This window comes from Saccharothrix tamanrassetensis (assembly GCF_014203665.1).
Taxonomy (GTDB): domain Bacteria; phylum Actinomycetota; class Actinomycetes; order Mycobacteriales; family Pseudonocardiaceae; genus Actinosynnema; species Actinosynnema tamanrassetense.
The window spans coordinates 561,982-584,652 of the sequence record NZ_JACHJN010000002.1 but is presented as its reverse complement, the minus strand read 5'-3'; the positions used below and the strand labels follow the sequence as shown (position 1 = coordinate 584,652).

The 22,671-nt window shown below is 72.4% G+C and carries 20 protein-coding genes and 1 pseudogene; 6 read left to right on the top strand and 15 right to left on the bottom strand.

What is annotated here, in order from left to right:
• Positions 1 to 292: 292 nt before the first annotated feature.
• The 4 genes and pseudogenes from FHS29_RS07695 to FHS29_RS36650 all read right to left on the bottom strand — a co-directional run bounded on the left by FHS29_RS07695 (position 293) and on the right by FHS29_RS36650 (position 3,058).
• Positions 293 to 496: a hypothetical protein gene (locus FHS29_RS07695; protein WP_184689559.1), complete on the bottom strand. Its 204-nt coding sequence runs from the start codon at positions 494 to 496 to the stop codon at positions 293 to 295.
• A 1,327-nt stretch (positions 497 to 1,823) separates the two neighbouring features.
• Positions 1,824 to 2,168: pseudogene (locus tag FHS29_RS38630) on the bottom strand (WXG100-like domain-containing protein); the annotation flags it as partial.
• A gap of 69 nt (positions 2,169 to 2,237) precedes the next feature.
• The gene (locus FHS29_RS07685) at positions 2,238 to 2,555 is read right to left on the bottom strand and encodes a WXG100 family type VII secretion target (protein ID WP_184689555.1); all 318 of its coding nucleotides are present in this window, start codon (positions 2,553 to 2,555) and stop codon (positions 2,238 to 2,240) included.
• Entirely contained in the window at positions 2,552 to 3,058 is a 507-nt protein-coding gene (locus tag FHS29_RS36650; RefSeq protein WP_312864812.1) for a YbaB/EbfC family nucleoid-associated protein, read from the bottom strand. Before FHS29_RS36650 ends, FHS29_RS07685 begins: the two co-directional genes overlap by 4 nt.
• Before the next feature lie 109 nt (positions 3,059 to 3,167).
• Here FHS29_RS36650 and FHS29_RS07675 point away from each other — a divergent pair, with 109 nt between their 5' ends.
• From FHS29_RS07675 to FHS29_RS07660, 4 genes are all read left to right on the top strand, one after another.
• Positions 3,168 to 4,388 (top strand): MFS transporter, encoded by a 1,221-nt coding sequence (locus FHS29_RS07675; protein WP_312864811.1) that lies wholly within the window; start codon positions 3,168 to 3,170, stop codon positions 4,386 to 4,388.
• Complete coding sequence (locus FHS29_RS07670) at positions 4,381 to 5,316, top strand: DMT family transporter (RefSeq protein ID WP_246440005.1); 936 nt, start codon at positions 4,381 to 4,383, stop codon at positions 5,314 to 5,316. The genes FHS29_RS07675 and FHS29_RS07670 overlap by 8 nt, the downstream gene beginning before the upstream one ends.
• Positions 5,317 to 5,378: 62 nt before the next feature.
• The gene (locus FHS29_RS07665; protein ID WP_184689550.1) at positions 5,379 to 6,236 is read left to right on the top strand and encodes a bifunctional methylenetetrahydrofolate dehydrogenase/methenyltetrahydrofolate cyclohydrolase; all 858 of its coding nucleotides are present in this window, start codon (positions 5,379 to 5,381) and stop codon (positions 6,234 to 6,236) included.
• Between the two features lie 19 nt (positions 6,237 to 6,255).
• Positions 6,256 to 6,549 (top strand): DUF3017 domain-containing protein, encoded by a 294-nt coding sequence (locus tag FHS29_RS07660; RefSeq protein WP_184690053.1) that lies wholly within the window; start codon positions 6,256 to 6,258, stop codon positions 6,547 to 6,549.
• Positions 6,550 to 6,888: 339 nt separating this feature from the next.
• Here FHS29_RS07660 and FHS29_RS07655 read toward each other — a convergent pair whose 3' ends face one another.
• Positions 6,889 to 7,452 (bottom strand): TetR/AcrR family transcriptional regulator, encoded by a 564-nt coding sequence (locus tag FHS29_RS07655; protein WP_184689548.1) that lies wholly within the window; start codon positions 7,450 to 7,452, stop codon positions 6,889 to 6,891.
• Positions 7,453 to 7,520: 68 nt separating this feature from the next.
• Between FHS29_RS07655 and FHS29_RS07650 the strand changes: the two genes are divergently transcribed.
• Complete coding sequence (locus FHS29_RS07650) at positions 7,521 to 8,084, top strand: dihydrofolate reductase family protein (protein WP_184689546.1); 564 nt, start codon at positions 7,521 to 7,523, stop codon at positions 8,082 to 8,084.
• 325 nt (positions 8,085 to 8,409) lie between these two features.
• Here FHS29_RS07650 and FHS29_RS07645 read toward each other — a convergent pair whose 3' ends face one another.
• The 4 genes from FHS29_RS07645 to imuA' all read right to left on the bottom strand — a co-directional run bounded on the left by FHS29_RS07645 (position 8,410) and on the right by imuA' (position 14,368).
• Positions 8,410 to 11,706: an error-prone DNA polymerase gene (locus FHS29_RS07645; RefSeq protein ID WP_184689545.1), complete on the bottom strand. Its 3,297-nt coding sequence runs from the start codon at positions 11,704 to 11,706 to the stop codon at positions 8,410 to 8,412.
• 1 nt (position 11,707) lies between these two features.
• Positions 11,708 to 11,962, bottom strand: coding sequence for a hypothetical protein (locus tag FHS29_RS07640; RefSeq protein ID WP_184689543.1), 255 nt, complete (start codon positions 11,960 to 11,962; stop codon positions 11,708 to 11,710).
• Entirely contained in the window at positions 11,962 to 13,536 is a 1,575-nt protein-coding gene (locus FHS29_RS07635; protein ID WP_184689541.1) for a DNA polymerase Y family protein, read from the bottom strand. Before FHS29_RS07635 ends, FHS29_RS07640 begins: the two co-directional genes overlap by 1 nt.
• A gap of 166 nt (positions 13,537 to 13,702) precedes the next feature.
• Positions 13,703 to 14,368, bottom strand: a complete 666-nt coding sequence (imuA', locus tag FHS29_RS07630) for a DnaE2-dependent mutagenesis accessory factor ImuA' (protein WP_184689539.1) — start codon at positions 14,366 to 14,368, stop codon at positions 13,703 to 13,705.
• Between the two features lie 496 nt (positions 14,369 to 14,864).
• Here imuA' and FHS29_RS07625 point away from each other — a divergent pair, with 496 nt between their 5' ends.
• Positions 14,865 to 15,443, top strand: coding sequence for a hypothetical protein (locus FHS29_RS07625; protein ID WP_184689538.1), 579 nt, complete (start codon positions 14,865 to 14,867; stop codon positions 15,441 to 15,443).
• Between the two features lie 47 nt (positions 15,444 to 15,490).
• On the opposite strand, the gene purH is transcribed toward FHS29_RS07625, so the two are convergent.
• From purH to sucC, 6 genes are all read right to left on the bottom strand, one after another.
• A complete protein-coding gene (purH, locus tag FHS29_RS07620; RefSeq protein ID WP_184689536.1) occupies positions 15,491 to 17,074 on the bottom strand; it encodes a bifunctional phosphoribosylaminoimidazolecarboxamide formyltransferase/IMP cyclohydrolase in 1,584 nt (527 codons plus the stop codon).
• Positions 17,071 to 17,733, bottom strand: coding sequence for a phosphoribosylglycinamide formyltransferase (gene purN / locus FHS29_RS07615; RefSeq protein ID WP_312864809.1), 663 nt, complete (start codon positions 17,731 to 17,733; stop codon positions 17,071 to 17,073). The genes purH and purN overlap by 4 nt, the downstream gene beginning before the upstream one ends.
• Positions 17,734 to 17,761: 28 nt before the next feature.
• Positions 17,762 to 19,441: a cell division protein PerM gene (locus FHS29_RS07610; RefSeq protein ID WP_184689535.1), complete on the bottom strand. Its 1,680-nt coding sequence runs from the start codon at positions 19,439 to 19,441 to the stop codon at positions 17,762 to 17,764.
• Between the two features lie 104 nt (positions 19,442 to 19,545).
• Positions 19,546 to 20,211 (bottom strand): DUF5336 domain-containing protein, encoded by a 666-nt coding sequence (locus FHS29_RS07605; RefSeq protein WP_184689533.1) that lies wholly within the window; start codon positions 20,209 to 20,211, stop codon positions 19,546 to 19,548.
• Between the two features lie 187 nt (positions 20,212 to 20,398).
• Positions 20,399 to 21,316, bottom strand: a complete 918-nt coding sequence (gene sucD, locus FHS29_RS07600) for a succinate--CoA ligase subunit alpha (RefSeq protein WP_184689532.1) — start codon at positions 21,314 to 21,316, stop codon at positions 20,399 to 20,401.
• A 2-nt stretch (positions 21,317 to 21,318) separates the two neighbouring features.
• Positions 21,319 to 22,488 carry an ADP-forming succinate--CoA ligase subunit beta gene (sucC, locus tag FHS29_RS07595; protein ID WP_184689530.1) on the bottom strand — a complete coding sequence of 390 codons (1,170 nt, stop codon included), beginning with the start codon at positions 22,486 to 22,488 and terminating at the stop codon, positions 21,319 to 21,321.
• Between the last annotated feature and the right edge of the window lie 183 nt (positions 22,489 to 22,671).

Below are 22,671 nucleotides of genomic sequence, written 5' to 3'. Positions count from 1 at the left end.
TCGCTCCCGCCCGGAGCCGGATCCGAGAAGAACCCACTGGCCGTCGGCACGGACGGACCCCGCCCACCGCCACCACCGGCACCGCCCGCGTTGGCAGGCGGAGGAGCGAACCCGCCGGCCATCGGCGCACCCATCCCGGCCGGCGAACCACCCGGAACAGCACCACCCGGAGCAGCACCAGCGGAAACGGGACCGCCGGCAACCGGGCCACCCGAACCGGCACCGGGACCAGCCACCGGCGCGGCCGGCGCCGGGCCGGCAACCGGAGCCACACCGGGCACCGGCCCACCGGTCACCCCGGGCAACGGCCCGGCACCAGGCACACTCGCCCCAGGCACCGCACCACCCGGCACACCCGCTCCAGGCACAGCACCACCGGGCACAGCACCACCGGGCACAGCACCTCCCGGAACAGCACCACCGGGCACAGCACCGCCAGGAACAGAACCGCCGGGAACAGCGCCACCAGGAGTCGAGCCGGCCGGACTACCGCCAAGCGTCGACGCACCCGGAGTGGACGCACCCGGAGCCGGAGACCCCGGAGCCGGAGCACCCGGCGTCGAGCCACCCGGAGTCGGACCACCGGCAGTGGTTCCGCCGGCAGTGGTCCCACCAGGAGTCGAGCCAGGCACAGCCCCACCGGGCGGCGAGCCGACACCGGGCGTGCCATGCGCCGCCCCACCAGGAGTCGAGCCATTGAGACCCGTGCCACCAGGAGTCGAGCCGAGGTTCGAAGGACCACCGAACGCCGACCCGCCCGGCACACCCGGCAGACCACCGGTCGCACGAACGGGCGTGCCGCCGGAACCTCCACCAGGCGTCGACCCCGAACCCGGCACACCTCCACCAGGCACACCGCCACCGGCAGGCACACCACCACCGGGCAGACCACCGCCGGCCGAAGGCCCGCCGAGACGGCCGCTGATCGAAGGCGTACCACCGCCAGTACCGGCGGAAGTCGGCAGCGACCCACCCGAAGGACGAGCCGGAGGAGCCGCAGCAGGAGCAGGGCCACCCGAGAAGCCCGAAGGCGCAGGAGATCCACCCGGCGCAGGCGAGTGGTCGCCACCACGAACAGGCGGTGGCGCACCAACCGGAGCCGAAGGAGCAGGCGGCGCGGCGACCGAAGACGCCGTAGTCGAGTCGGGGCCGCTGCCGACCCGGTCGAGGCCGTCCCGGTTGACCCCCGGACCGCCGGAAGCGCCACCCGGCGCACCACCGGGAGATCCACCGGGAGATCCGCCGGGAGCGCCACCCGGAGACCCGCCGGGCGAACCACCAGGCGTGCCGGACGGGCCCAGGTCGGGCGGTGGGGAAGTCGGGCCGAGGTTGGGCGGACCACCGTCCGGCCCGCCGGCGTTCACCCGCGGCGGTTCGACGGTCAGGCCGTCCTTCGCACCGCCGATCCCGCCGGAGACCGCGCCCGCCGACGCACCCATGAGGACGTCCCGCGCGCTGATGTCCTGCCCCATCACGGCCGCCGTGCCGACGGTCGACACCGCGCCTTCCACGGCCCCGCGGGTCGCACCGACGGCCACCTGGCCGGGCAGACCGCCACCCTCGAACTTCAGACCGCCGGACGCGCCACCCACCAGACCGGAGACCGCACCGGACACCGCGGCCTCGCCGGTCTTGCCCCAGTCCCAGTTCTCGCGGTCGCCGCGCGCCACCTGCAGGCCCTGGATGGCCACGTCGATGCCGACCGAGATCGCGACCTCTTTGAGGATCGCGAGGACCAGCTGCCGGAAGGTGAACTGCACGATCAGCCGGGTCGCCTGCTGGGCGATGGGGATGCCCGCGGTGGACGCGCCGAAGGTGCCGAAGGCCGCCGCCACCAGCGCCGCGATCTCGATGGCCAGCGCGATCAGCGACGCGATGATCGACAGCTTGGTGTACTCGACCTCCAGCGCGGTGTTGTCGCAGCTCTCCGCCAGCTGCTCACAGATCTTCTGGAGCTTCGGCAGGTACGACTCGTCGCCGTCGGCGAACTTCTTCCAGTACTCCTCGAACCGCTGCACGGCTTCGCCGGTCTGGCTGCCCACCACCGTCGACGCGGCGCCGTTCGCCTCGTCGATCACCGACTTCACGCCCTGCGCGGCGGTGCGGTAGGCGTCGGCCATGCGGCGCAGCGCCGTCTCGTCGCCCTCCGGCCAGCTCTGCCCGACCACGATCGGGAAGAGCCAGGTGACCTCGCTCGGGATCTCGATGCCCACCGCTGTGCCCCTCAGTAAGTGCGATCAGTAGGTCCGGGAGATCCCGGTCGCGTTGCCCTGGTCGGAGCCCTCGTAGGCGTCGGCCGACTGGTCGATGCCGGTGCGGATGTCCTGGAGCGCCTTGGCGAGGTTCTTGAACGCGTCGAGCGTCGCCGTGGAGTTGGGCACGTACTGCTTGGCGAACGCCTGCCCGGACTCGTCACCGCCCCAGCACTGGCCTTCCGCCCGCAACGCCCCGTCGAGCGCCTGGAACACGCCGTCGAGCGCGTCACCCGAGGCGCTGAACTGGGCACCACCCCGGCGCAAGCCGGGCACGTCCACCTGAAAACCGCCGCCGGTCACCAGCCGCTCCTGTCCATGAAGCTGTCGCCGTCCTCGTCGTCCCGGGGCGGCGCGGGACGACGAGGGGTCGACGTCTGCGGCTGCGGGACGGCGGGCGGCCGGGGGATGAGGTCGGCCAGCGACGGGACGCCGGGCAGCATCTCCGACAGGTCGATGCTGCCGCCCTGCTGCGCGGGCGCGATCACTTCGTTCAACTCGGTGCGCGCCTTGGCCACGGCTCGCAGGACCGTCTCGGTGGCGAGCCGGGCCAGCTTGTCCGGCGTGGTGCGCTCGAAGGCGTTCGCGGAGAACTCCAGGGACGTCAGCGCGCCGGTGGAGTCGACGGAGGCGCGCACCGAGCCGTCCTTGGACACCGCCGACGCGGTGATCGCCTGGACGCGTTCCTGGGTCTCCCGCAGCTCGGCCGTCTTCGTCTTCAGCTCCGCCAGGAGCGTGTCGACCTGCTCGCGCATGGCGGCGTTGCGGGCCTCCAACTCGGCCCTGCGCCCGGTGGGATCGGTCACAGCTGTCCCCTCGCTTGTGCCTCTTGAGGGTGCTGACGCTGACCGAGGCCCTCGGGTTCCCACGGAAATCGGAAGGGCTTTGTCGGTGCTCCCGTGCAGAGTGGACGACGTGCTCCGGCCCTACCGCGAACTCGCGGCCATCCCAGGACTGCCCGCGTTGTTGCTGTGGTCGTTGCTCGGCCGGGTGCACCTGCCCGGCACGCCGCTGGCGACGTCGTTCCTGATCGCCGGGTGGACCGGGTCGTACGCGGCGGCGGGGCTGGTCGGCGGCGCGTTCTCGCTCGGCTTGGGGGTGGCGAGCCCGTTGCGCGGCCGTTCCGCCGACCGGAGCCCGGCGAGCCGGTTGCTGCTGGTCACCACGTTGGGCTACGCGCTGGCGATCGGCGTGGCGGGACTGCTCCCCGCGCTGCTGTCGCCGTCCTGGTGGCCGTTGTCGGTGCTGGCCGCAGCGCTGGCGGGGATGTCGATGCCGCCGGTGACCCAGCTGAGCCGGGCGAGTTTCCCGAGGCTGGCCCACGGGCCGGCGCGGCAGGCCGTGTTCACCGTCGAGGCGTCCATGCAGGAGGTCACCTACGTCCTCGGGCCCGCGCTGATCGCGGTGGTGGTGGCGGTGGTGAACCCCCAGATCGCGCTGTGGACGTGCGGTGCGCTGGCCGTGCTCGGGTCGTTCGGGTTCCGCGCGGCGATGCTCCGGGCCGGGTTGGACGAGCCCGTGCCGCACGAGCGCAAGCCCGGCGGCCGGACCCTGCTGGCCGACCGTTCGATGGTGTTCGCGCTGGTCACCGCGCTGTGCATCGTCGCTTCGCTGCTGACCGTCGACATGGTGATCATCGCCTGGGCCCGTGACCTGGGCAGTCCCGTGATGGCCGGTGTGCTGACGGCGGTGTGGGGCGTCGGGTCGGTGCTGGGAGGGCTGATCGCGGGCGGGTTGAGCGGCAGGGTCCGGTTCACCCGGCGGATGGTGCTGCTGGCGCTGGGGGTGGTGGCGCTGGTGCCGGTGCTGCCGCCGGTCATGGAGCCGTCGTCGGTGTGGCTGATCGGCCTGGTGCTGTGCGTGGGCGGGATGGCCATCGCGCCGGCGATCGCCGCCAACAACGAACGCATCAGCGACCTCGCGCCGGACGGGCGGAAGGCCGAGGCTTTCGGGTGGATGGGAGCGTTCACCACGGCCGGGACGGCGGCGATGCTGCCGGTCGCCGGGTGGCTGCTCGACCACGTCGGACCCGCGGCGGCGGCCGGGGCGAGTGCCGTGGCGGCGGTGCTCGGGGTGCTGCTGGCGAGCCGGGTGCGGTCGGTGAAGCCTTCGCCGGAGGGCTGCCCCGTTGGCTGAGCGGACTTCGGTGCGGATGGCCGGCGCGCTCACCGCCTTCGTGGGCGGGGTGTTCCTCGCCGTGCAGGGACGGCTCAACGGCGAACTGGGGCACGTGTTCCGGGACGGGTTCCTGGCGGCGCTCGTCTCGTTCGGCGGCGGACTGGTGTTGCTGCTGGTCGCGGTGCCCGCGTCGGCGGCCGGGCGAGCCGGGTTGGTGCGGCTGCGGGAGGCGTTGCGGAACGGCGACATCCGCTGGTGGCAGTGCGTCGGCGGGGCTTGCGGGGCGTTCTTCGTGTCCACCCAGGGGTTGACGATCGCGTCGCTGGGGGTCGCCGCCTTCACCGTGTCGGTGGTGGCGGCGCAGGTCGTGAGCAGCCTGCTGGTCGATCGGGCGGGCCTCGGGCCGGCCGGGATGCAGCCGTTGACCTGGCCACGGGTCTCGGGCGCGGCGCTCGCCGTGGTGGCCGTCGGGGTGGCGGTGTCGGACGAGTTCGGTCCGACGTCCGCGCTGTGGCCGGTGCTGCTCCCAGCGGTGGCCGGTATCGGGCTGGGGTGGCAGCAGGCGGTGAACGGCCTGGTCAGGGAGGCGGCGCGGAGCACTCGGGTGACCACGCTGGTCAACTTCGCGACCGGGACGGCCGTGCTGCTCGCGGTGTGCGCGGTGGATGTGGCCGTGCGTGGGCTGCCGTCCGCCGCGCCCGGCTCGCCGTGGTTCTACGCGGGTGGGGCCCTCGGGGTGGTGACCATCGGGACAGCGGTGGTGGCAGTGCGGTGGAGCGGGGTGCTGCTGGTCGGGTTGGGGCAGGTCGCGGGGCAGTTGGTGGGCGCGCTGGCGGTGGACGTGGTCGCTCCGGCGGCGGACGGGCGGCCGGCGGCGGTGACGCTGGTGGGGACGGCGTTGACGCTGCTGGCGGTGGGGATCGCCGCACTCCCCGCCCGGCGGTGAGTTGCCGCCGGGGGTAGCGGTCGCCCGGCCCGCCGGTCGGCGGTGATGCGAAGATGGGGCGCGTGACGGCGACGATCCTCAACGGCAGGGCCACCCGGGACGCGATCTTCGAAGACCTGCGCGCGCGAGTCGCGGCACTGGTCGAGCGGGGGGTGACGCCCGGCCTGGCCACCGTGCTGGTCGGCGACGACCCCGGTTCGCACTCGTACGTGAAGGGCAAGCACACCGCGTGCGCGAAGGTCGGCATCACGTCGATCCGCCGCGACCTGCCCGCCGACACCACGCAGGAGCAGCTGGCAGCGGTCATCGACGAGCTCAACGCCGACCCGGCCTGCACCGCGTACATCGTGCAGTTGCCGCTGCCGAAGCACCTGGACGCCAACGCGATCCTGGAACGCATCGACCCGCGCAAGGACGGCGACGGACTGCACCCCGTCAACCTGGGCAAACTCGTCCTCGGCGACGAGGCCCCACTGCCCGCCACGCCGCGCGGCGTGGTCGAACTGCTGCGCCGCTACGAAGTGCCGATCGCGGGGGCGAACGTGACCGTGGTCGGTCGCGGCGTCACGGTTGGCCGCCCGATCGGCCTGCTGCTGACCCGCCGCTCCGAGAACGCCACGGTGACCCTGTGCCACACCGGCACCAAGGACCTGGCGGCCGAGGTGCGCCGGGCGGACATCGTGGTCGCGGGCGCGGGCAGCCCCGGCCTGATCACCGCCGACATGGTCAAGCCCGGTGCGGCCGTGGTGGACGTCGGCATCACCCGCACCGACGCCGGCCTGGTCGGCGACGTGCACCCGGACGTGGCGTCGGTGGCGGGGTACCTGGCCCCGATCCCCGGCGGCGCGGGCCCCATGACCATCGCGATGCTGCTGACCAACACGGTCGAGGCAGCCGAGCGCGACGTGGCGACGGCCTGAGGGCGGAGCGGTGGAACTCATGCCGGAGCAGCGCTGGCGGTCAGCGGCAGGTCAGCACCTGCCGTTCGTGCTGGTGCTGGGGGTGGTCGTGCTGGGACTCGTGCGCATCACGCAGTACCACTGGCGGCAGGGCGCGGTGCTGATCGGCGTGGCGCTGCTGCTCGCCGCCCTGCTGCGGGTGCTGGTGACGGACGAGCAGGCGGGCCTGATCGCGATCCGCAGCAGGAGCGTCGACGCGTTGCTGTACTCCGGCCTGGGATTCGCCGTGATCGTCGTGGCGATGACCATCATCGGCGGACCCCTCAGCCGCTGACCCCACGCGGGCAGTCCCTTCAGCCGCTGAACCACGCGGCCAGGCCAGAACCCCGCCGGATTCCAGCCAGACCTCGGCCGGACTCCAGGTAACTCAGGTCGGATGCCCGCCGGCTTCGGTCAGATCCCCGGCCGGACTCCAGGCAATTCGGTCGGACTCCGGCCGGCGATTCACGGCGGTTCGGTCGAGGTCGGACCAGGTCGGACCGGGTCGCAAGCGGCCGAACGACGCAGCCGACTTCGCCATCCGGTCAGGTCTGCCCGCTGCCTCGCAGCCTCAGCATGAGCCTTGGCCTGCGGTCACACGGCGGTCACAGCCGCCAGGTGACCGGTACCGCGCCTAGACGCGGTCGACGAGCGCCACGATCAGGTCGTCCAAGGTCGATTCCGGCAGCACCTCCGGAAGGGTCAGGTGTTCTACGACGAGACCGGTCATCGCCAGGTACAGCGACACGACGGTGGTGCGGTCTCCGGGCAGGCCCGCGTCCAGGTGGAAGCGGATGTTCTCCTCCAGGTTCTCGCTGATCGTCCTGGTCAGCGCCTCCTGCAACTGAGGGCGCCGGGTCGCCTCCAGCCGCAGTTCGAGCAGCGCCAGGTACCCGGCGCGGTCCCGCTGGAGGCGGTCCACCAGCTCCTGCATCAGCTCCACCACCAGGCCCTTGTCCTTGTGCGCCCGCGCGATCCTGGCGAGCCGTTCGGGCGCGGGCTGGAGTCGGACGTGGATGTGTTCCCCGACCTGTCGCAGCAGGTCGTCGCGGTTGGCGAAGTAGTTCGACGCGGTACCGGTGGGCACGCCGGCCTCCGCGTCGACGGCGCGGAACGTCAAGCCCCGCGCGCCTTCGCGGGCGAGCACGTCGATCGCCGCGTTGACCAGCGCGGTCCGCCTGGCCGGATTCCTGGTCATGATTCCTCCTTGACAACCACTGCGGCCATAGTACTACAGTGGGAGTGGTGGAAGCGAGGGGAAAACTGATGCGAAATCTGACTTACCTGGTGGCGATGTCCCTGGACGGGTTCATCGCGGCGCCCGACGGGGGCGTCGGGGACTTCCTGTACGAGGGCGACCACATGGCCGCGCTCTTCGAGGAGTACCCGGACGCGCTGCCCGCCCAGGCGCGGGAGGCGTTCGGCATCGACGCGCCCAACACGAACTTCGACACCATCCTGATGGGGCGGGGCACGTACCAGGTGCCGGGCGGGTTGGCCAGCCCGTATCCGCACCTGCGCCAGTACGTCGTGTCCGACACGCTCAGCGGGACACCGGACGACGTGGAGGTCGTGCCCGGCAGCGAGCTGCCGGCGAAGGTCCGCGAGCTCAAAGCCGAGGACGGCCTGGACATCTACCTGTGCGGCGGCGGCAAGCTCGCTGCGTCCTTGGTACCGGAGATCGACCGGCTGGTCCTGAAGATCCACCCGATCGTGCTGGGCAAGGGCATCCCGCTGTTCGACGGGGAGTTCCCGGTGGCGCTGTTCACCAAGGCCGAGACGCGGACGTTCGGATCGGGGGTGGTCTTCACGACGTACACGAAGGCGTAGGGCGTGACCTTCGACGAACCGGTCACCGGCGGCGCATCGGGGCCGGGGCCGGCCGGGGTCCACTGGCTTGGGGCTCGCTGGCTTCGGGCTCGCGGGCCGGGTTCGCAGACCCGGGTTCGGAGGGCCTGGGGCCCGGGGCGCGGGTCCGGGGGCGCGGGTCCGGGGGCGCGGGTCCGGGGGCGCGGGTCCGGGTTCGCAGGCTTTGGGTTCGCAGCCTCGGGTTCGCAGGTCCGAGGCGCAGGCCCGGGTTGGCAGACCCGGAGCGGCGTGGCGCGTTGTCCGGGGTCAGCACCTTGAGCACGCGGGTGCCGGGTGATGGGGCGGGTCAGCGGAAGTCCCTGGAGCGGGACGGGATGCGGATGTCGAGGGTCTGCAGGCGTTCCGCCCGGATGCTGATCACCCCTTCCGCCTTCTCCACCACTCCCCTGATCAGCAGGGCCGGGCTGGACTTCGCCACCTTGCGGTACCTGGCCCACAGGCCGGTCGTGCAGACGACGTTGACCATGCCGGTTTCGTCTTCGATGTTCAGGAACGTCACGCCGCCTGCGGTCGCCGGGCGTTGGCGGTGGGTCACCGCGCCGCCGATCAGGACCCGGTCGCCGTTCGCCGTGTCGGCCAGGGCCGCCGTGGTCAGCGCGCCCAGCGAGGTCAGGCGCTCGCGCACGAACTGGGTGGGGAAGCTGTCCGGGGACAGGCTCATCGCCCAGACGTCCGCCACCGCCAGCTCCACCTCGTCCATGCCCGGCAGGGCGGGCGCGGTGGTGCCCACGACGGTGTGCGGCAGGCGGTCCGGGCGGATCTTGGCCACCGCGCCGGCCGCCCACAGGGCCTCTCGGCGGTCCAGGCCGAAGCAGGTGAACGCGCCGGCGGTCGCCAACGCCTCCGCCTGCGCCGTGGTGAGGCGCACCCGGCCACCGAAGTCCGCCATGTCCGCGAACGGGCCGGACCGGCGTTGCGCCACGATGTCCTCCGCGAGCCGGTCGCCGATGGTCCGCACGCCGGCCAGGCCGATCCGGACGGCCTGCTCGCCGTCGACGCGTTCCAGGGTGGCGTGCGGCAGGCTGGCGTTGACGTCCGGACCCAGTACCCGCACGCCGTGCCGGCGGGCGTCCGCCACCAGGGACTGCGGCGAGTAGAAGCCCATGGGCTGGGCCCGCAGCAGCGCCGCGCAGAACGCCGCCGGGTGGTACAGCTTGAACCACGCGCTCACGAACACCAGGTGGGCGAAGCTCAGCGCGTGGCTCTCCGGGAAGCCGAAGTTGGCGAACGCCAACAGCTTCGCGTAGATCTGCTCGGCCAGCTCCGCGTCCACGCCGTTCGCCTTCGCGCCCTGGTAGAACCTCTCCCGCAGCCGCTCCATGCGGTGCGTCGAACGCTTCGCCCCCATCGCCCGCCGCAGCTCGTCCGCCTCGGCGGGACTGAAGTCGGCCACGTCCACGGCGATCTGCATCAGCTGCTCCTGGAACAGCGGCACGCCCAACGTCTTCTCCAGCGCGCCTTTCAGCAACGGGTGGTCGTGCTGCCACTTCTCCTCGCCGTTGCGCCGGCGGATGTACGGGTGCACCGACCCGCCTTGGATCGGCCCCGGCCGGATCAGGGCCACCTCCACCACCAGGTCGTAGAACTCCCGCGGCTTCAGCCTGGGCAGGGTCGCCATCTGGGCGCGGCTCTCGACCTGGAACACGCCGATCGAGTCGGCTCGGCACAGCATGTCGTAGACGTTCTGGTCGGACAGGTCCAGCGCGCCCATGTCGACCTCCACGCCCTCGTGCTCGCGCACCAGGTCGATCGCGTAGTGCAGCGCCGACAGCATCCCCAGGCCGAGCAGGTCGAACTTCACCAGGCCGATGGACGCGCAGTCGTCCTTGTCCCACTGCAACACCGTGCGGTCGGCCATCCGGCCGGGTTCCACCGGGCACACCTCGCTCACCGGCCGGTCGCAGATGACCATCCCGCCGGAGTGGATGCCCAGGTGGCGCGGGAAGCTCTCCAGCTGTGCGGCCAGTTCCAGCACCGGGCCGGGGATTCCCCGCTCCTCCACGGCGGACCGCAGCGGACCCCAGCGGTCGATCTGCTTGCTCCACGCGTCCTGCTGGCCGACCGAGTAGCCCAGGGCCCGCGCCACGTCGCGGATCGCCGAACGGGCCCGGTAGCTGATGACGTTCGCGACCTGGGCCGCGTGCCGACGCCCGTACTTGCCGTAGACGTACTGGATGGCCTCTTCACGCCGGTCGGACTCGATGTCCAGGTCGATGTCCGGCGGGCCGTCGCGGGCCGGGGCCAGGAAGCGCTCGAAGAGCAGGTGGAAGCGGACGGCGTCGACGTTGGTGATGCCCAGGGCGTAGCAGACCGCCGAGTTCGCCGCCGATCCCCGGCCCTGGCAGAGGATGTCGCGCTCCCGGCAGAACCGCACGATGTCGTGCACCACCAGGAAGTAGCCCGGGAAACCCAGGTCCTCGATGATCCGCAGCTCGTGTTCGAGCTGCTCGTACGCCCCGGGGTTCGCCTCCGGCGGGCCGTACCGCCGGGACGCGCCCGCGTACGTGAGCTTGCGCAGGTGGCTGTCCTCGGTCTCCCCCGCCGGCACGTCGAACGGCGGCAGTTCGGGTGCGATCAGCTTCAGGTCGAACTGGCACTGCAACCCCAGCACGGCCGCCCGGTGCACCACGCCGGGGAACCGGGCGAACCGGCGCGCCATCTCCTCCCCCGACCGCAGGCACGCCGTGCGCCCCGGCGGCAGCCAGCCGGTCATCTCGTCCAGGCTGCGCCGCGCCCGCACCGCCGCCATCGCCGCCGCCAGCCGCCCGCGCGCGGGCACCGCGTAGTGCACGGCGTTCGTCGCCACGGTCGGCAGCCGCAGCTCCTGCGCCATGCCCCACAGCAGGTCGTTGCGCGGGCCGTCCTCCGGGTAGCCGTGGTCGGTCAGCTCCACGAACACCCGGTCCGCGCCGTACAGGTCGATCAGCCTGCGCAACTGCTCGAACGCCGCCTCCGGCCCCCCGGCGGCCAACGCCCGCCGCACCGCCCCCTTGCGGCAGCCGGTGAGCACGACGCACTCGTCCCGGGTGTCCGCGACCACCTGCTCCAGCGAGTACACCGGACGGCCCTTCTCGCTGCCCGCCGCGAGCTGACCGGTGGTGATGGTGCGGCACAGCGCGTGGTAGCCCGACCTCCCCGTCGCCAGGAGCAGCAGGTGCTCGCCCTCCGGGTCGGGGAAACCGCTCTGCGGCGCGGAAAGCCCGAGGCTCAGCTCGGTGCCGAACACGGTGCGCACACCGAGTTCCTTCGCCGCCTCCGCGAACCGCACCACGCCGTACATGCCGTCGTGGTCGGTGATCGCGATCCCGTCCAGCCCGAGCTGCTGCGCCGCCTCCACCAGCTCCTCCGGGTGGCTCGCGCCGTCCAGGAAGCTGAAGTTCGAGTGGCAGTGCAGCTCCACGTACGGCACGCGGGTGCGGGTCGTGCCCAGCTCGTCGACCTTGACCGCGAAGTCCGGCGGGGCCTCGTACCGCTCGCGGTGCCGCGTCCACGCCGGGCCGTCCCCGCCGTCGGGCTGCTGCGGTCTGCCCGACAGCGCGTGTTCCAGCTCCGACCAGCGGACCGGCGGGTTGTTCCAGCCCACGTCAGAACAGCTCGTCCGGGGCGCGGCGGGGCAGCGGTATCAGCGGCGGCGCCCAGCCGAAGCTCACCGGGTAGGCGGGTTCGTCACCCACCCCGTCGAACCGGGCGGCCGGGCCGCCGGCTCCCGCCGCCGCACCGCCGAACCGGGTGGCCCCGCTGCCGAACCGGGGGAACGCGCCCGGTCCGCCCGGTCCGCCTGGTTCGAAGCCGTCCAGCCAGTCCGCCAGGCCCTGGTCGTCGGAAAAGTCACCGGACATCAGTCGTACACCCCTTCCACCGCCCACTTCCCGCCCGCGCGGATCAGCAGGAACGCCAGTTCTTCCCCGTTCGGCGCGGCACCCAGCACCTGGAGGCGGGCGGCCCGCACGGCGTGCCCGTCGTCCCACCACCGCTCGTCCACCGGCCACGGCCCCGCCCACGCCACGACCCGCCGGGCCTGGCCGCCGTGCACGATCCGGTGCGGTCGCACGACCAGTTCGGCGTACCCGGTGACCACGACGTCCCCGCCCGCCTCGTCCACCAGCGCCACCGGCTCCGGTGCCGCGAACACCGTGGCGGGCGACGGCGCGGGCAGCTGCCCCGGCCACGGCTGCGCCGGGTCGGTCGCGGGCGTGCGCTCGTCGCCCCAAGGCACCAGCCGGATCCGCTCCACCGGCCCCCGACCGCCCTGCGGCACGGGGGTGAGCACCGCGTCCGGACCGAGCAGGCCCTGCACGTGGACCATGGCGCGGGCGGCTCGTTCGGCGGCTTCGCCCTGGTCCTGGCCCGCACCCGGCCACAGGCCCAGCTGGAGCGCGCCCGCGTCCACGATCTCCTCCGGGTCGAGCTGGAGGAGGTGGATGCCGGAGGTCAGCCGCTGCCTGGTCAGCCAGCCGTCGAGCTGCCAGCGCACCCGGTCCGCGATGCCTTGCGGCGTCAGGGGATCCGCGCACCGCCACACCCGGTGCAGCTGCTCGCCGTGCTCGGTGGTGGCCTGGATGCCCAGCCGGGTGCAGGCCAGCCCCCGGTCGGCGAGGACCTGGTGCAGGCGTTCGGCGAGGGCTTTCGCGGCGAACGCGGCGGCGTCGACCCGGTCCACCGGCGGGTCCAGGGTCTGCGTGACGGACAGCTCCGCCGGCGGGCGGCGGCGGACGCGGGGGCGTTCCACCACGCCAGAGGCCATCCGGTGGGCCAGCACCGCCTGCCTGCCGAAGCGGCCGGCCACGTCGCGCTCCGGGATGCCCGCGAACGCGCCCAGCGTGCGCAGGCCGAGCCGGCGCAGCAGGTCGACCAGTTCGGCGCGGTCCTCGCGGTGCTCGGCGGGCGGGTCGAGCTCGTGGATGCCCAGCGGGGCGAGGAAGTCCCCGGTGCCGCCGGGCGGGACGACCAGGCCGCGCTGGGCGGCGAGGGTCGCGGCGAACAGGCCGTCCGCGAGACCGACCTGCGCTTCGACGCCGACCCGCGCGGCGATGTGGTCGATGATCCGTTCCGCTGCCCGTTCGGCCGATCCGTAGTAGCCGACGGGGCCCTGCGCGGCGACCGTGACCAGGCCGGGGCGCACCACCTCGATACCGGGCGCGAGCTCTTCGACGGCGACCGCGACCGGCTCGAACAGGCGGGCGTCGCGGACCTCGTCGTAGTCGAAGACCACCAGCTCGGGGCACTGGCTCTCGGCCGTGCGCTTGCGCTGACCGCGCCGCACGCCTTCCGCGCGGGCGACGGCGGAGCACGCGACGACCTCGTTGCCCCGGACCACGGCGGCGGGCACGTGCGGCAGCAGGGCGGCCTCCGCCGACGCCGCCACCACCGGCCAGTCCGGGCACCACACGGCGAGCGTGTACACCGGGGTCACCTCGTTTCCGGGGAGTTCGGGGGCGGCAGGCGCCGGTGGCCCGGACCTCCGGTGCGAGCGGTCCGGGACAGACCGGTCCAGCCGCCGGGCCGCCACGGGGCCGGCTGCGGTACGCCGTCAGGGCTTTCGAGAGCACGGATCCAGGTCAGCGACACACGCACGTCCATCACCCCGCTACCGGTCGCAGAACAGGACGGGGAAGTTCAGGGCTCGCCCGGCCCGGCAGCGGCAGGGTCGTCGTCTTCTCCCGCGCGGCGGCGCCACGGCCGCCGGCGTGCACGGTCGCCGTGCGGGTGGCGAGCAGGCCGTGGCCCTCTGCCAAGCCGCTCCACGGGCCGAAGGACGCGCGCAGCTCGACGTCGGCCCCCGGCCAGGAGGACCCGAACGGCAGCAGCACGGCCTTGCGCTGGCGGGCTCGGGCGGAGAGCTTGCGGGCCGTGGCGGGTGTCACCGGGGTGGCCACCGAGACCAGGTCGAAGCCGTCCAGCAGAGCCGCCACGGTGCGTTCGACCTCGCTCCGGTCCCTCCCAGGACGAGGGACCAGAGCGAGGCGGTGGACGGCCACCCCCAACTCGGCCGCCGCGAGTGCCCCACACCGCGGCAGGCCGGCAACGGCCGCCCAGCACCCTTCCACTGTCGCCTCGGCCATCAGCGCGAGCAGCAACGATGTCGACCCGCGAACCGACACCGTGCTGCCCCGCCGCAGGCCGCCCCACGGGAGGACGTCCGCCAGTTCCCCGCGAACCGGCAGGACCCGAGCAGGTGCCATGGCCGACTCGCCGGTCGCGTCTACCCCGAGCGCGACCAACGTCGCCGTTGCCGACCTGGACACCAACCCTCCTCCCACGAATCCGCACGCACCCCTGTGCGCGGACCGCCGTGGGAAGCCGGCGACCTGTCCGTCGAACACTTGTTCGAACGACGGAGCGATCTTATCCCCTCCGGGCCACCCGGTGTCAATGGCCACGGTCGGGTGACTGGCACACTGCTCCGCGCAGCTTCCGCGACGCACGGGGGGAACCGTGAACGCTCCTCAGAACTGGCATCAACAGCCCGGACCACCCGGGCAGCCGGGCTTCGGCCAAGCACCGCAACCCGGCTACGGAGCGCCAGGACAGCCAGGACAGCCAGGACAAGGGCAACCGGGGCCAGGGCAGCAAGGGCCGGGGCAACCAGGACCGGGTCAGCCGGGACAACCCGGATACGGGCAGCAGCCGGGACAACCCGGTCCGCCCGGCTACCCGCCCGGCTACGGGCAGCAGCACCCCGGCGGGTACGGACCGCCACCGCCGAAGAAGAAGCGGACCGGGCTGATCGTCGGGCTGGCGGTGGGGGTCGTCGTGCTGGTCGTCGGCGGTGTGTTCGGCAAGCTGTACCTGGACTACAGCGACGAACCCGGCGGCGGTCCCGGCGAGCAGCCGATCGCCCAGTGCGAGCTGAGCGCGGAACTGCGCGCGCAGGCCCACGTCAGCAGCTTCCGCCTCGTCCAGGCCCCGCACGACAGCGAGAAGGGCATGAAGCAGAGCCACTGCGCCTGGGAGCAGACCAAGGGCAAGGACGGCCGCGACCCGCGCGTGCTGAGCTTCCTGGTCTACGACTTCAGCAGGTTCTCCGACAAGCAGGACCGGAACCTGGAGCAGGCGAAGAGCAACTACTCGGGGTTCAACAGCTACGCGTCCGGCGAGCAGGCCAAGCCGCTCCAGGGCCTGGGTGACGAGGCGATCGTGGTGGTCCCGTCGTCACGCGCCGACCTGACCGAGGTGAACCTGTTGGTGCGCAAGGGCGCGGTGGTGTGGAACATCCGGTATTCGGGCCGGGACAAGGGTTTCTTCAGCGACTCGGAATTCCCGGTGGAGGACGCCGAGGCCGTGGTCCGCAAGACCGCCGAGGAACTGACCAAGCGCTGAAACGGCGGTGGGGGCTCCCGCGGGAGCCCCCACCGATCCGCAGGACCTCAGTGCGCGAAGTGCCGCGTGCCGGTCAAATACACGGTCGCGCCCGCCGCCTCGGCCGCCGCGATCACCTCCGCGTCCCGCACCGAACCACCGGGCTGCACGACGGCCCGCACGCCCGCCTCCAGCAGCACCTCCAGGCCGTCCGGGAACGGGAAGAACGCGTCCGACGCCGCCACCGCACCGCGCGCCCGGTCACCGGCACGCGCCACCGCGAGCCGCGCCGCGTCCACCCGGTTGACCTGGCCCATGCCCGCGCCGACGGTCGCGCCACCGGACGCCAGCAGGATCGCGTTCGACTTCACCGCACGGCACGCCCGCCACGCGAAGGCCAAGTCGGCCAAGCCTTCCGCGTCCAGCGCGGTGCCGCACGCCAGCGTCCACTTGGCCGGGTCGTCGCCTTCGGCCTCGATGGTGTCCACGGTCTGCAACAGCAGCCCACCGGACACCGCACGCATCTCCGCGCCACCGCGGACCGGCTCCGCAGCCACCAGGATCCGCACGTTCTTCTTGCGCGTCAACACGTCCAGCGCACCGTCGGCGTACGAGGGCGCGATGATCACCTCGGTGAAGATCTCCGCGACCTGCTCGGCCAACTCGACGGTCACCTCGCGGTTGGCCGCGATCACCCCGCCGAAGGCGCTGACCGGGTCGCACGCGTGCGCCTTGCGGTGCGCGTCCGCGATGGCGCCTGGACCGTCCAAAGAGGACACCGCGATACCGCACGGGTTGGCGTGCTTGATGATCGCCACGCACGGCAGCGAGTGGTCCCACGCCGCACGCCACGCCGCGTCCGAGTCCACGAAGTTGTTGTACGACATCTCCTTGCCGTGCAACTGCTGCGCGGTCGCCAGACCGGTGCGCCCGTCGCCCTGCGTGTACAGCGCGGCCTTCTGGTGCGGGTTCTCGCCGTACCGCAGCACCTGCTTGCGGTTCCACGTCGCACCGACCCAGCCGGGGAAGCCGGAACCCTCGTCGTCGGGGCTCAGCACGCCGCCCATCCAGGACGCCACCGCGACGTCGTAGGAGGCGGTGTGCCGGAACGCCGCAGCCGCCAGGGCCTGCCGGTCCGCCAACGTGAAGCCGCCGCCGGACACCTGCTCCAGCACCCACGAGTACCGCGCCGGGTCCACCACGACGGCCACACTGGCGTGGTTCTTCGCCGCCGCGCGCACCATCGCGGGCCCGCCGATGTCGATCTGCTCGACGCACTCCTCCGGCGACGCGCCCGACGCCACGGTCCGGGCGAACGGGTAGAGGTTCACCACCAGCAGGTCGAACGGGGCGATCCCCAGCTCGCGCAGCTTGGCCACGTGCTCCGGACGCCGGGTGTCGGCGAGCAGACCGGCGTGCACGCGCGGGTGCAGCGTCTTGACCCGGCCGTCGAGCACCTCCGGGAACCCGGTCACGGTCTCCACCGCGGTCACCGGCACGCCCGCGTCGGCCAACGTCTTCGCCGTGCCGCCGGTGGAGACGATCTCGACTCCGGCCGCGTGCAGGCCGGTGGCCAGTTCCAGCAGCCCCGACTTGTCGGAAACCCCGATCAGGGCCCGGCGGACCGGTCGCCTCTCGGCAGGAGTGGTCACGGGATGCTCACCTTTCGTCCGTTCACGGTGCAGCCCTCGCGGGCCAGGCGGGCGACGACGTCCACCAGCAGCCGCCGCTCCACCACCTTGATGCGCTCGTGCAGGCTGTCGACGTCGTCACCGTCACCGACGACGACGGCTTCCTGGGCCAGGATCGGCCCGGTGTCCACGCCGCCGTCCACCAGGTGCACGGTCGCGCCGGTGACCTTGACGCCGTAGTCCACCGCGTCGCGGACGCCGTGCGCGCCGGGGAAGGCGGGCAGCAGCGCGGGGTGGGTGTTCACCATCCGCCCGCCGAAGCGGGCCAGGAAGGCGGGTCCGAGGATCTTCATGAACCCGGCGGAGACCACCAGGTCGGGCCGGTGCGCGGCGACGGCGTCGGCCAGCGCGGTGTCCCACTCGTCCCGGGTGGCGTGGTCGCGCAGCTTCACGGTGAAGCCGGGGACACCGGCGCGTTCGGCGCGGGTGAGCCCTTCGATGCCTGCCCGGTCCGCGCCCACGGCCACCACCTCGACGGGGTAGCCGGGGTCGGCGGCGGCGTCCAGCAGCGCCTGCAAGAGGGTGCCGGAGCCGGAGACGAGGACGACGACCCGGGCGGGGACGGGAAGCCGGAGTGTGGTCGCGGCGCTCAGCGTGCTCTCCTTGCTGGGGACTGTCACAGCAGCTCAGGAGCAGCCTAGGCGTTGGCTAGCGGCGCTTGTCGGCCAGGTCCGGGTCAGCCGCGTCGTCGGGCTCGTCGTCTTCTCCGAGCCCGTCTTCCTCGCGACCGTCTTCCCCTGAAGCGTCTTCCCCGAGACCGTCTTCTCCTGGACCGTCTTCTCCGAGATCGCCTTCTTCGAGATCGTCTTCCCCAAGACCGTCTGGCGTGAGTCCGTCCGACCCGAGTCCCTCTTCCTCGGAATCGTCGTCTTCCAGACGGTCTCCTTCGAGATCGTCCTCGTAGTCTTCTTCGTCGTCGGCCTCGTCATCGGCCTCGTCGGCGAGTTCGTCGAAGTCGTCCTCGTACTCCGCCTCGTCCTCGTAGTCGTCGAAGTCCTCGTCGTCCTCGTCGTCTTCACCGAGATCATCGCCCTGAAGATCGTCTTCTTCGAGACCGCCCGGTTCGTCCGAGGACAGATCGTCTCCGGTGACATCACCTTCGGCGGCATCACCTTCGGCGGCGTCGACGGCCTCGGGCTCCACGGCCGGCGCCGGCCGGGCACCCGCGAACCAGGCCACGATCGCACCCGGCACGGCGATCCAGCCCAGCGTCATCACCCCGAGCAGGCCCGCCGGGATGGTCACCGGGTTGAACACCCCCTTGCCGAGGCTGCCGCCCGAGATCGCGGCCAGCACCAGCGCCCCCACGCCACCGGTCACCGCCGCCACCAGCACGGCCCGCACCCGCGCGCGGGGCGTCTCGGCGGCGTCCCGCAGGAACAACCCCACCAGCACACCGATCGCGCCCGGCAGGATCAGCACCAGGGGCAGCACGGCGGTCTGCTGCTCGGGCAGCGCGGCCAGCAGCGGCACCGCCGGGACCGGACCCCCGGTGAACACCGTCGGGCCGATGGTCACCGCGCCGATGGAGAACCCGGAGCCCACCACGTACGACATGGCCCCGACGACCGCGTTGGGCAGGTAGGCCAGGCACATCAGCCAGATCCCCAGCCCGGTGCCGATGGTGCCGCCCGCCTGGTCGAACAGACCGCTGGTCAGCGGCCACGACACGACCAGGCCGAACGCCAGCAGCAGCGCGCCCACGGCGGTCAGCGCGGCCAACGCCAGCGCGCCCGCCCGCAGCCCGCGCCGGGCCACCGGGTCGATCCGCTCGAACACGACCTCCACCAGGCCGCAGCGCTGCGCCACGCCGGCCACCGCCGCGACCCCGGACACGGCCGCACACCCGAAGAACGCCACCGCGGGCGTCGCCCGCACCACGGCCTGGTCGCCCATCAGGAACGCGATCATCCCGCCGACCACGGCGTGCGCGCCGGCGATGCTGAACACCACACCCCGCGCCTGCAACGGCTCGAACAGGCCGAGCCGGTCCGCCGCGCCCGCCGCCGCCCGGGACACCAGCAGCATCAGCAGCACGGTGGGCAGCAGCGGGAGCACGCCCAGCTGCCCGCCGTCGAACCGCAGCGGTACGTGGTGCGCGACCAGCCAGGCCGGCGCGGACGCCGACAGCACGCCGGTCGTGGAGAACTGGGCGTGCGCGGCGGTGGACGACACCAGGGCGAGCAGCGCGGCGACGGCGGCGTAGCTGACCACCACGGAACCGGCCGCCGTCATGGCGAGCACCCGGGCCCGTTCGGCGCGGGAGAACTCGGGCGGTCGCACGGAATCCGTCACGGCGCCGTGCGAGGACGTTTGCAGCACCGGCATCTTTCCACTGTCTCAGGAGGGATCGGCCGTTCGGGTGAGGCACGCCGCGCACGCGAAGAGGGGTGGCACCGACGCCGCGGTGCCACCCCTCCCACCGGCCTGGATCAGCCCTGTTGCTGCTGGCCGCCGAACCCGCCGGGCGGCGTGCCCTGGCCTTGGCCGGGCTGGTTGAACTGGCCGGGCTGCGGCATGTACGAGGTGGGCTGCGGTGCGCCGCCGGGCTGCTGCGGCTGCACCGGGGCGCCGAACTGGCCGGACGGCGGGCCGTACTGACCGGGCTGACCCGGCTGCTGCTGGCCGGGCTGCGGGAAGCCGCCGGTCTGCGGGTTCCAGCCGCCGGGCTGGCCGCCGTACGGGTTGGCGGGCTTCGGCTCGAACTTCACGATGCCCGAGTCGACCAGCAGGCTGAGCACGATCGCCGCCGTCTCCAGCAGCGCGATGATCAGCACGACGACCTGCATGCCCTTGACGTCGGCGTCGCTCTTGATGATCGCCTGGAGGAACAGCAGCGTCGGCACGGCCGACAGCACGGCCGCCGCGGGCAGCAGCTTGAGCGCCTTCGGCAGCGTCGACAGGCCCGCGAGGGCGGCGGCGGCCAGCAGGTACTCGATCGTGCCGAACGACGAGACGTCGTTGGCGAAGGCCAACAGGTAGGCGATGAGCCCCAGGCCTGCCGCGACCAGCGGGAGGATGAGGGTCAAGTTGACACCCACCGCCGACTGCTGCGCCGGACCCGGCTGCTGCTGAGGGGCGCCGTACGGCACGGACATGGCGAGGTCTCCTCCTCCACCGACGGACTAACTGGCGACAACGGAACGCTAGCCGATGCACACTCTCCGACGACGACCGGACCTCAATGGTTCCCCCGGATGTGCGCATCAACCCGGGTCGGACCGCCTCCGGACGCCGTGAAGGCCACCTCCAGGCGGGAGATGGCCTTCACGAACGGGTGAGGGATCAGCCGATCGACTGCATGATCTCCCGCATCAGCGAGGCGGTCTCGGACGGCGTCTTGCCGACCTTCACGCCCGCCGCCTCCAGCGCTTCCTTCTTCGCCTGGGCGGTGCCCGCCGAGCCGGACACGATCGCGCCCGCGTGACCCATGGTCTTGCCCTCGGGGGCGGTGAAGCCCGCCACGTAGCCCACGACGGGCTTGGTGACGTTGTCCTTGATGTAGGCCGCGGCCCGCTCCTCGGCGTCGCCGCCGATCTCGCCGATCATCACGATCGCCGAGGTCTCCGGGTCGGCCTCGAAGGCCTCCAGCGCGTCGATGTGCGTGGTGCCGATGATCGGGTCGCCGCCGATGCCGATGGCGGTGGAGAACCCGAAGTCGCGCAGCTCGTACATCATCTGGTAGGTCAGCGTGCCCGACTTGGACACCAGGCCGATCTTGCCCGCGCCCGAGATGTTCGCCGGGATGATGCCCGCGTTGGACTGCCCGGGGCTGATCAGACCGGGGCAGTTCGGGCCGATGATCCGGGTCTTGTTGCCGGTGGCCACGGCGTGCGCCCAGAACACCGCGGTGTCGTGCACCGGGATGCCCTCGGTGATCACCACGGCGAGGCCGATGCCCGCGTCGATCGCCTCGATCACGGCGGCCTTCGCGAAGGCCGGCGGGACGAAGATCACCGTGACGTCCGCGCCGGTCGCCTCGATGGCCTCGGCCACGGTGCCGAACACCGGCAGCACGACCTCCTGCGGGGCACCCGCACCCGAGCTCGCGTCGAGAGTCACTTTCTCGCCGGCCTTGCGCGGGTTCACGCCACCGACGATGTTCGTGCCGGACGCCAGCATCCGCTTGGTGTGCTTGGTGCCCTCGGCGCCGGTCATGCCCTGGACGATGACCTTGCTGTCCTTGGTGATGAAGATAGCCATCGTCAGACCCCCGCTGCGGCGAGCTCGGCGGCCTTGTCGGCCGCGTTGTCCATCGTGTCGACCACGGTCACCAGCGGGTGGGCGGCCTCCGCGAGGATGCGGCGGCCCTCCTCCACGTTGTTGCCGTCCAGCCGGACGACCAGCGGCTTGGCGGCCTCGTCGCCCAGGATGCCCAGCGCCGCGACGATGCCGTTGGCGACCGCGTCGCAGGCGGTGATGCCGCCGAACACGTTCACGAACACGCTGCGCACGTCCGGGTCGTGCAGGATGATGTCCAGCCCGTTGGCCATCACCTCGGCGGACGCGCCGCCGCCGATGTCCAGGAAGTTCGCGGGCTTGACGCCCTTGTGCTTCTCACCGGCGTAGGCGACGACGTCCAGCGTGGACATGACCAGCCCGGCGCCGTTGCCGATGATGCCGACCTGGCCGTCGAGCTTGACGTAGTTGAGGCCCTTCGCCTTGGCCTTCGCCTCCAGCGGGTCCTCGGCCTGCTTGTCGACCAGGGCCTCGTGGGCGGGGTGGCGGAAGGAGGCGTTCTCGTCCAGCGTGACCTTGCCGTCCAGGGCCACGATCCGGCCCTCGGGGTCGCGGACCAGCGGGTTGACCTCGACCAGGGTCGCGTCCTCGGAGACGAAGGTCTCCCACAGCTTCACGATCACGTCGGCGACCTGGTCGGCCACCTCGGCGGGGAACTTGGCGGCGGCGACGATCTCCTCCGCCTTGGCCCGGTCGACGCCCTTGACGGCGTCCACCGGCACCTTCGCCAGCGCCTCGGGCTTGGTCGCGGCGACCTCTTCGATGTCCATGCCGCCCTCGACGGACGCCATCGCCAGGAAGGTGCGGTTGGCGCGGTCCAGGAGGAAGGAGAAGTAGTACTCCTCGGCGATGTCGGACGCGGGGGTCACCAGCACGCGGTGAACGATGTGACCCTTGATGTCCAGACCGAGGATCGCCTCGGCCTTCACCTCGGTCTCGTCCGGGTTCTCGGCGAGCTTGACGCCGCCCGCCTTGCCACGGCCACCCGTCTTGACCTGCGCCTTGACGACGACGGTCTGGCCGAAGCGCTCGGCGATGGCCTTGGCTTCGGCGGGGGTGCTCGCCACGTCGCCCGGCAGCACCGGGACATCGTGGGCGGCGAAGAGGTCCTTCGCCTGGTACTCGTACAGGTCCACTCGGGTCTCCTGCGACGTCGGTGTCGGACACCGCGTCCTTGTGCGGTCCTCGAAAGGTCCGGCGCTCCAGGCTGGGGCCTGGTGCCCACACGTACCAGGCATCACCTGGAACGCCGGCATAGCCGTGGGGGGACCGGCTCGACGCGGCTGCGCAGAACACTATCGACCTGCGCGGACCACTCC

Bases quoted from the DNA above. Each gene is read 5' to 3' on its own strand.
- FHS29_RS07660 (WP_184690053.1), top strand. From the start codon at position 6,256: ATGCCGGAGCAGCGCTGGCGGTCAGCGGCAGGTCAGCACCTGCCGTTC.
- FHS29_RS07655 (WP_184689548.1), bottom strand. From the start codon at position 7,452: ATGACCAGGAATCCGGCCAGGCGGACCGCGCTGGTCAACGCGGCGATC.
- FHS29_RS07650 (WP_184689546.1), top strand. From the start codon at position 7,521: ATGCGAAATCTGACTTACCTGGTGGCGATGTCCCTGGACGGGTTCATC.
- FHS29_RS07640 (WP_184689543.1), bottom strand. From the start codon at position 11,962: ATGTCCGGTGACTTTTCCGACGACCAGGGCCTGGCGGACTGGCTGGAC.
- FHS29_RS07610 (WP_184689535.1), bottom strand. From the start codon at position 19,441: ATGCCGGTGCTGCAAACGTCCTCGCACGGCGCCGTGACGGATTCCGTG.
- FHS29_RS07605 (WP_184689533.1), bottom strand. From the start codon at position 20,211: ATGTCCGTGCCGTACGGCGCCCCTCAGCAGCAGCCGGGTCCGGCGCAG.
- sucD (WP_184689532.1), bottom strand. From the start codon at position 21,316: ATGGCTATCTTCATCACCAAGGACAGCAAGGTCATCGTCCAGGGCATG.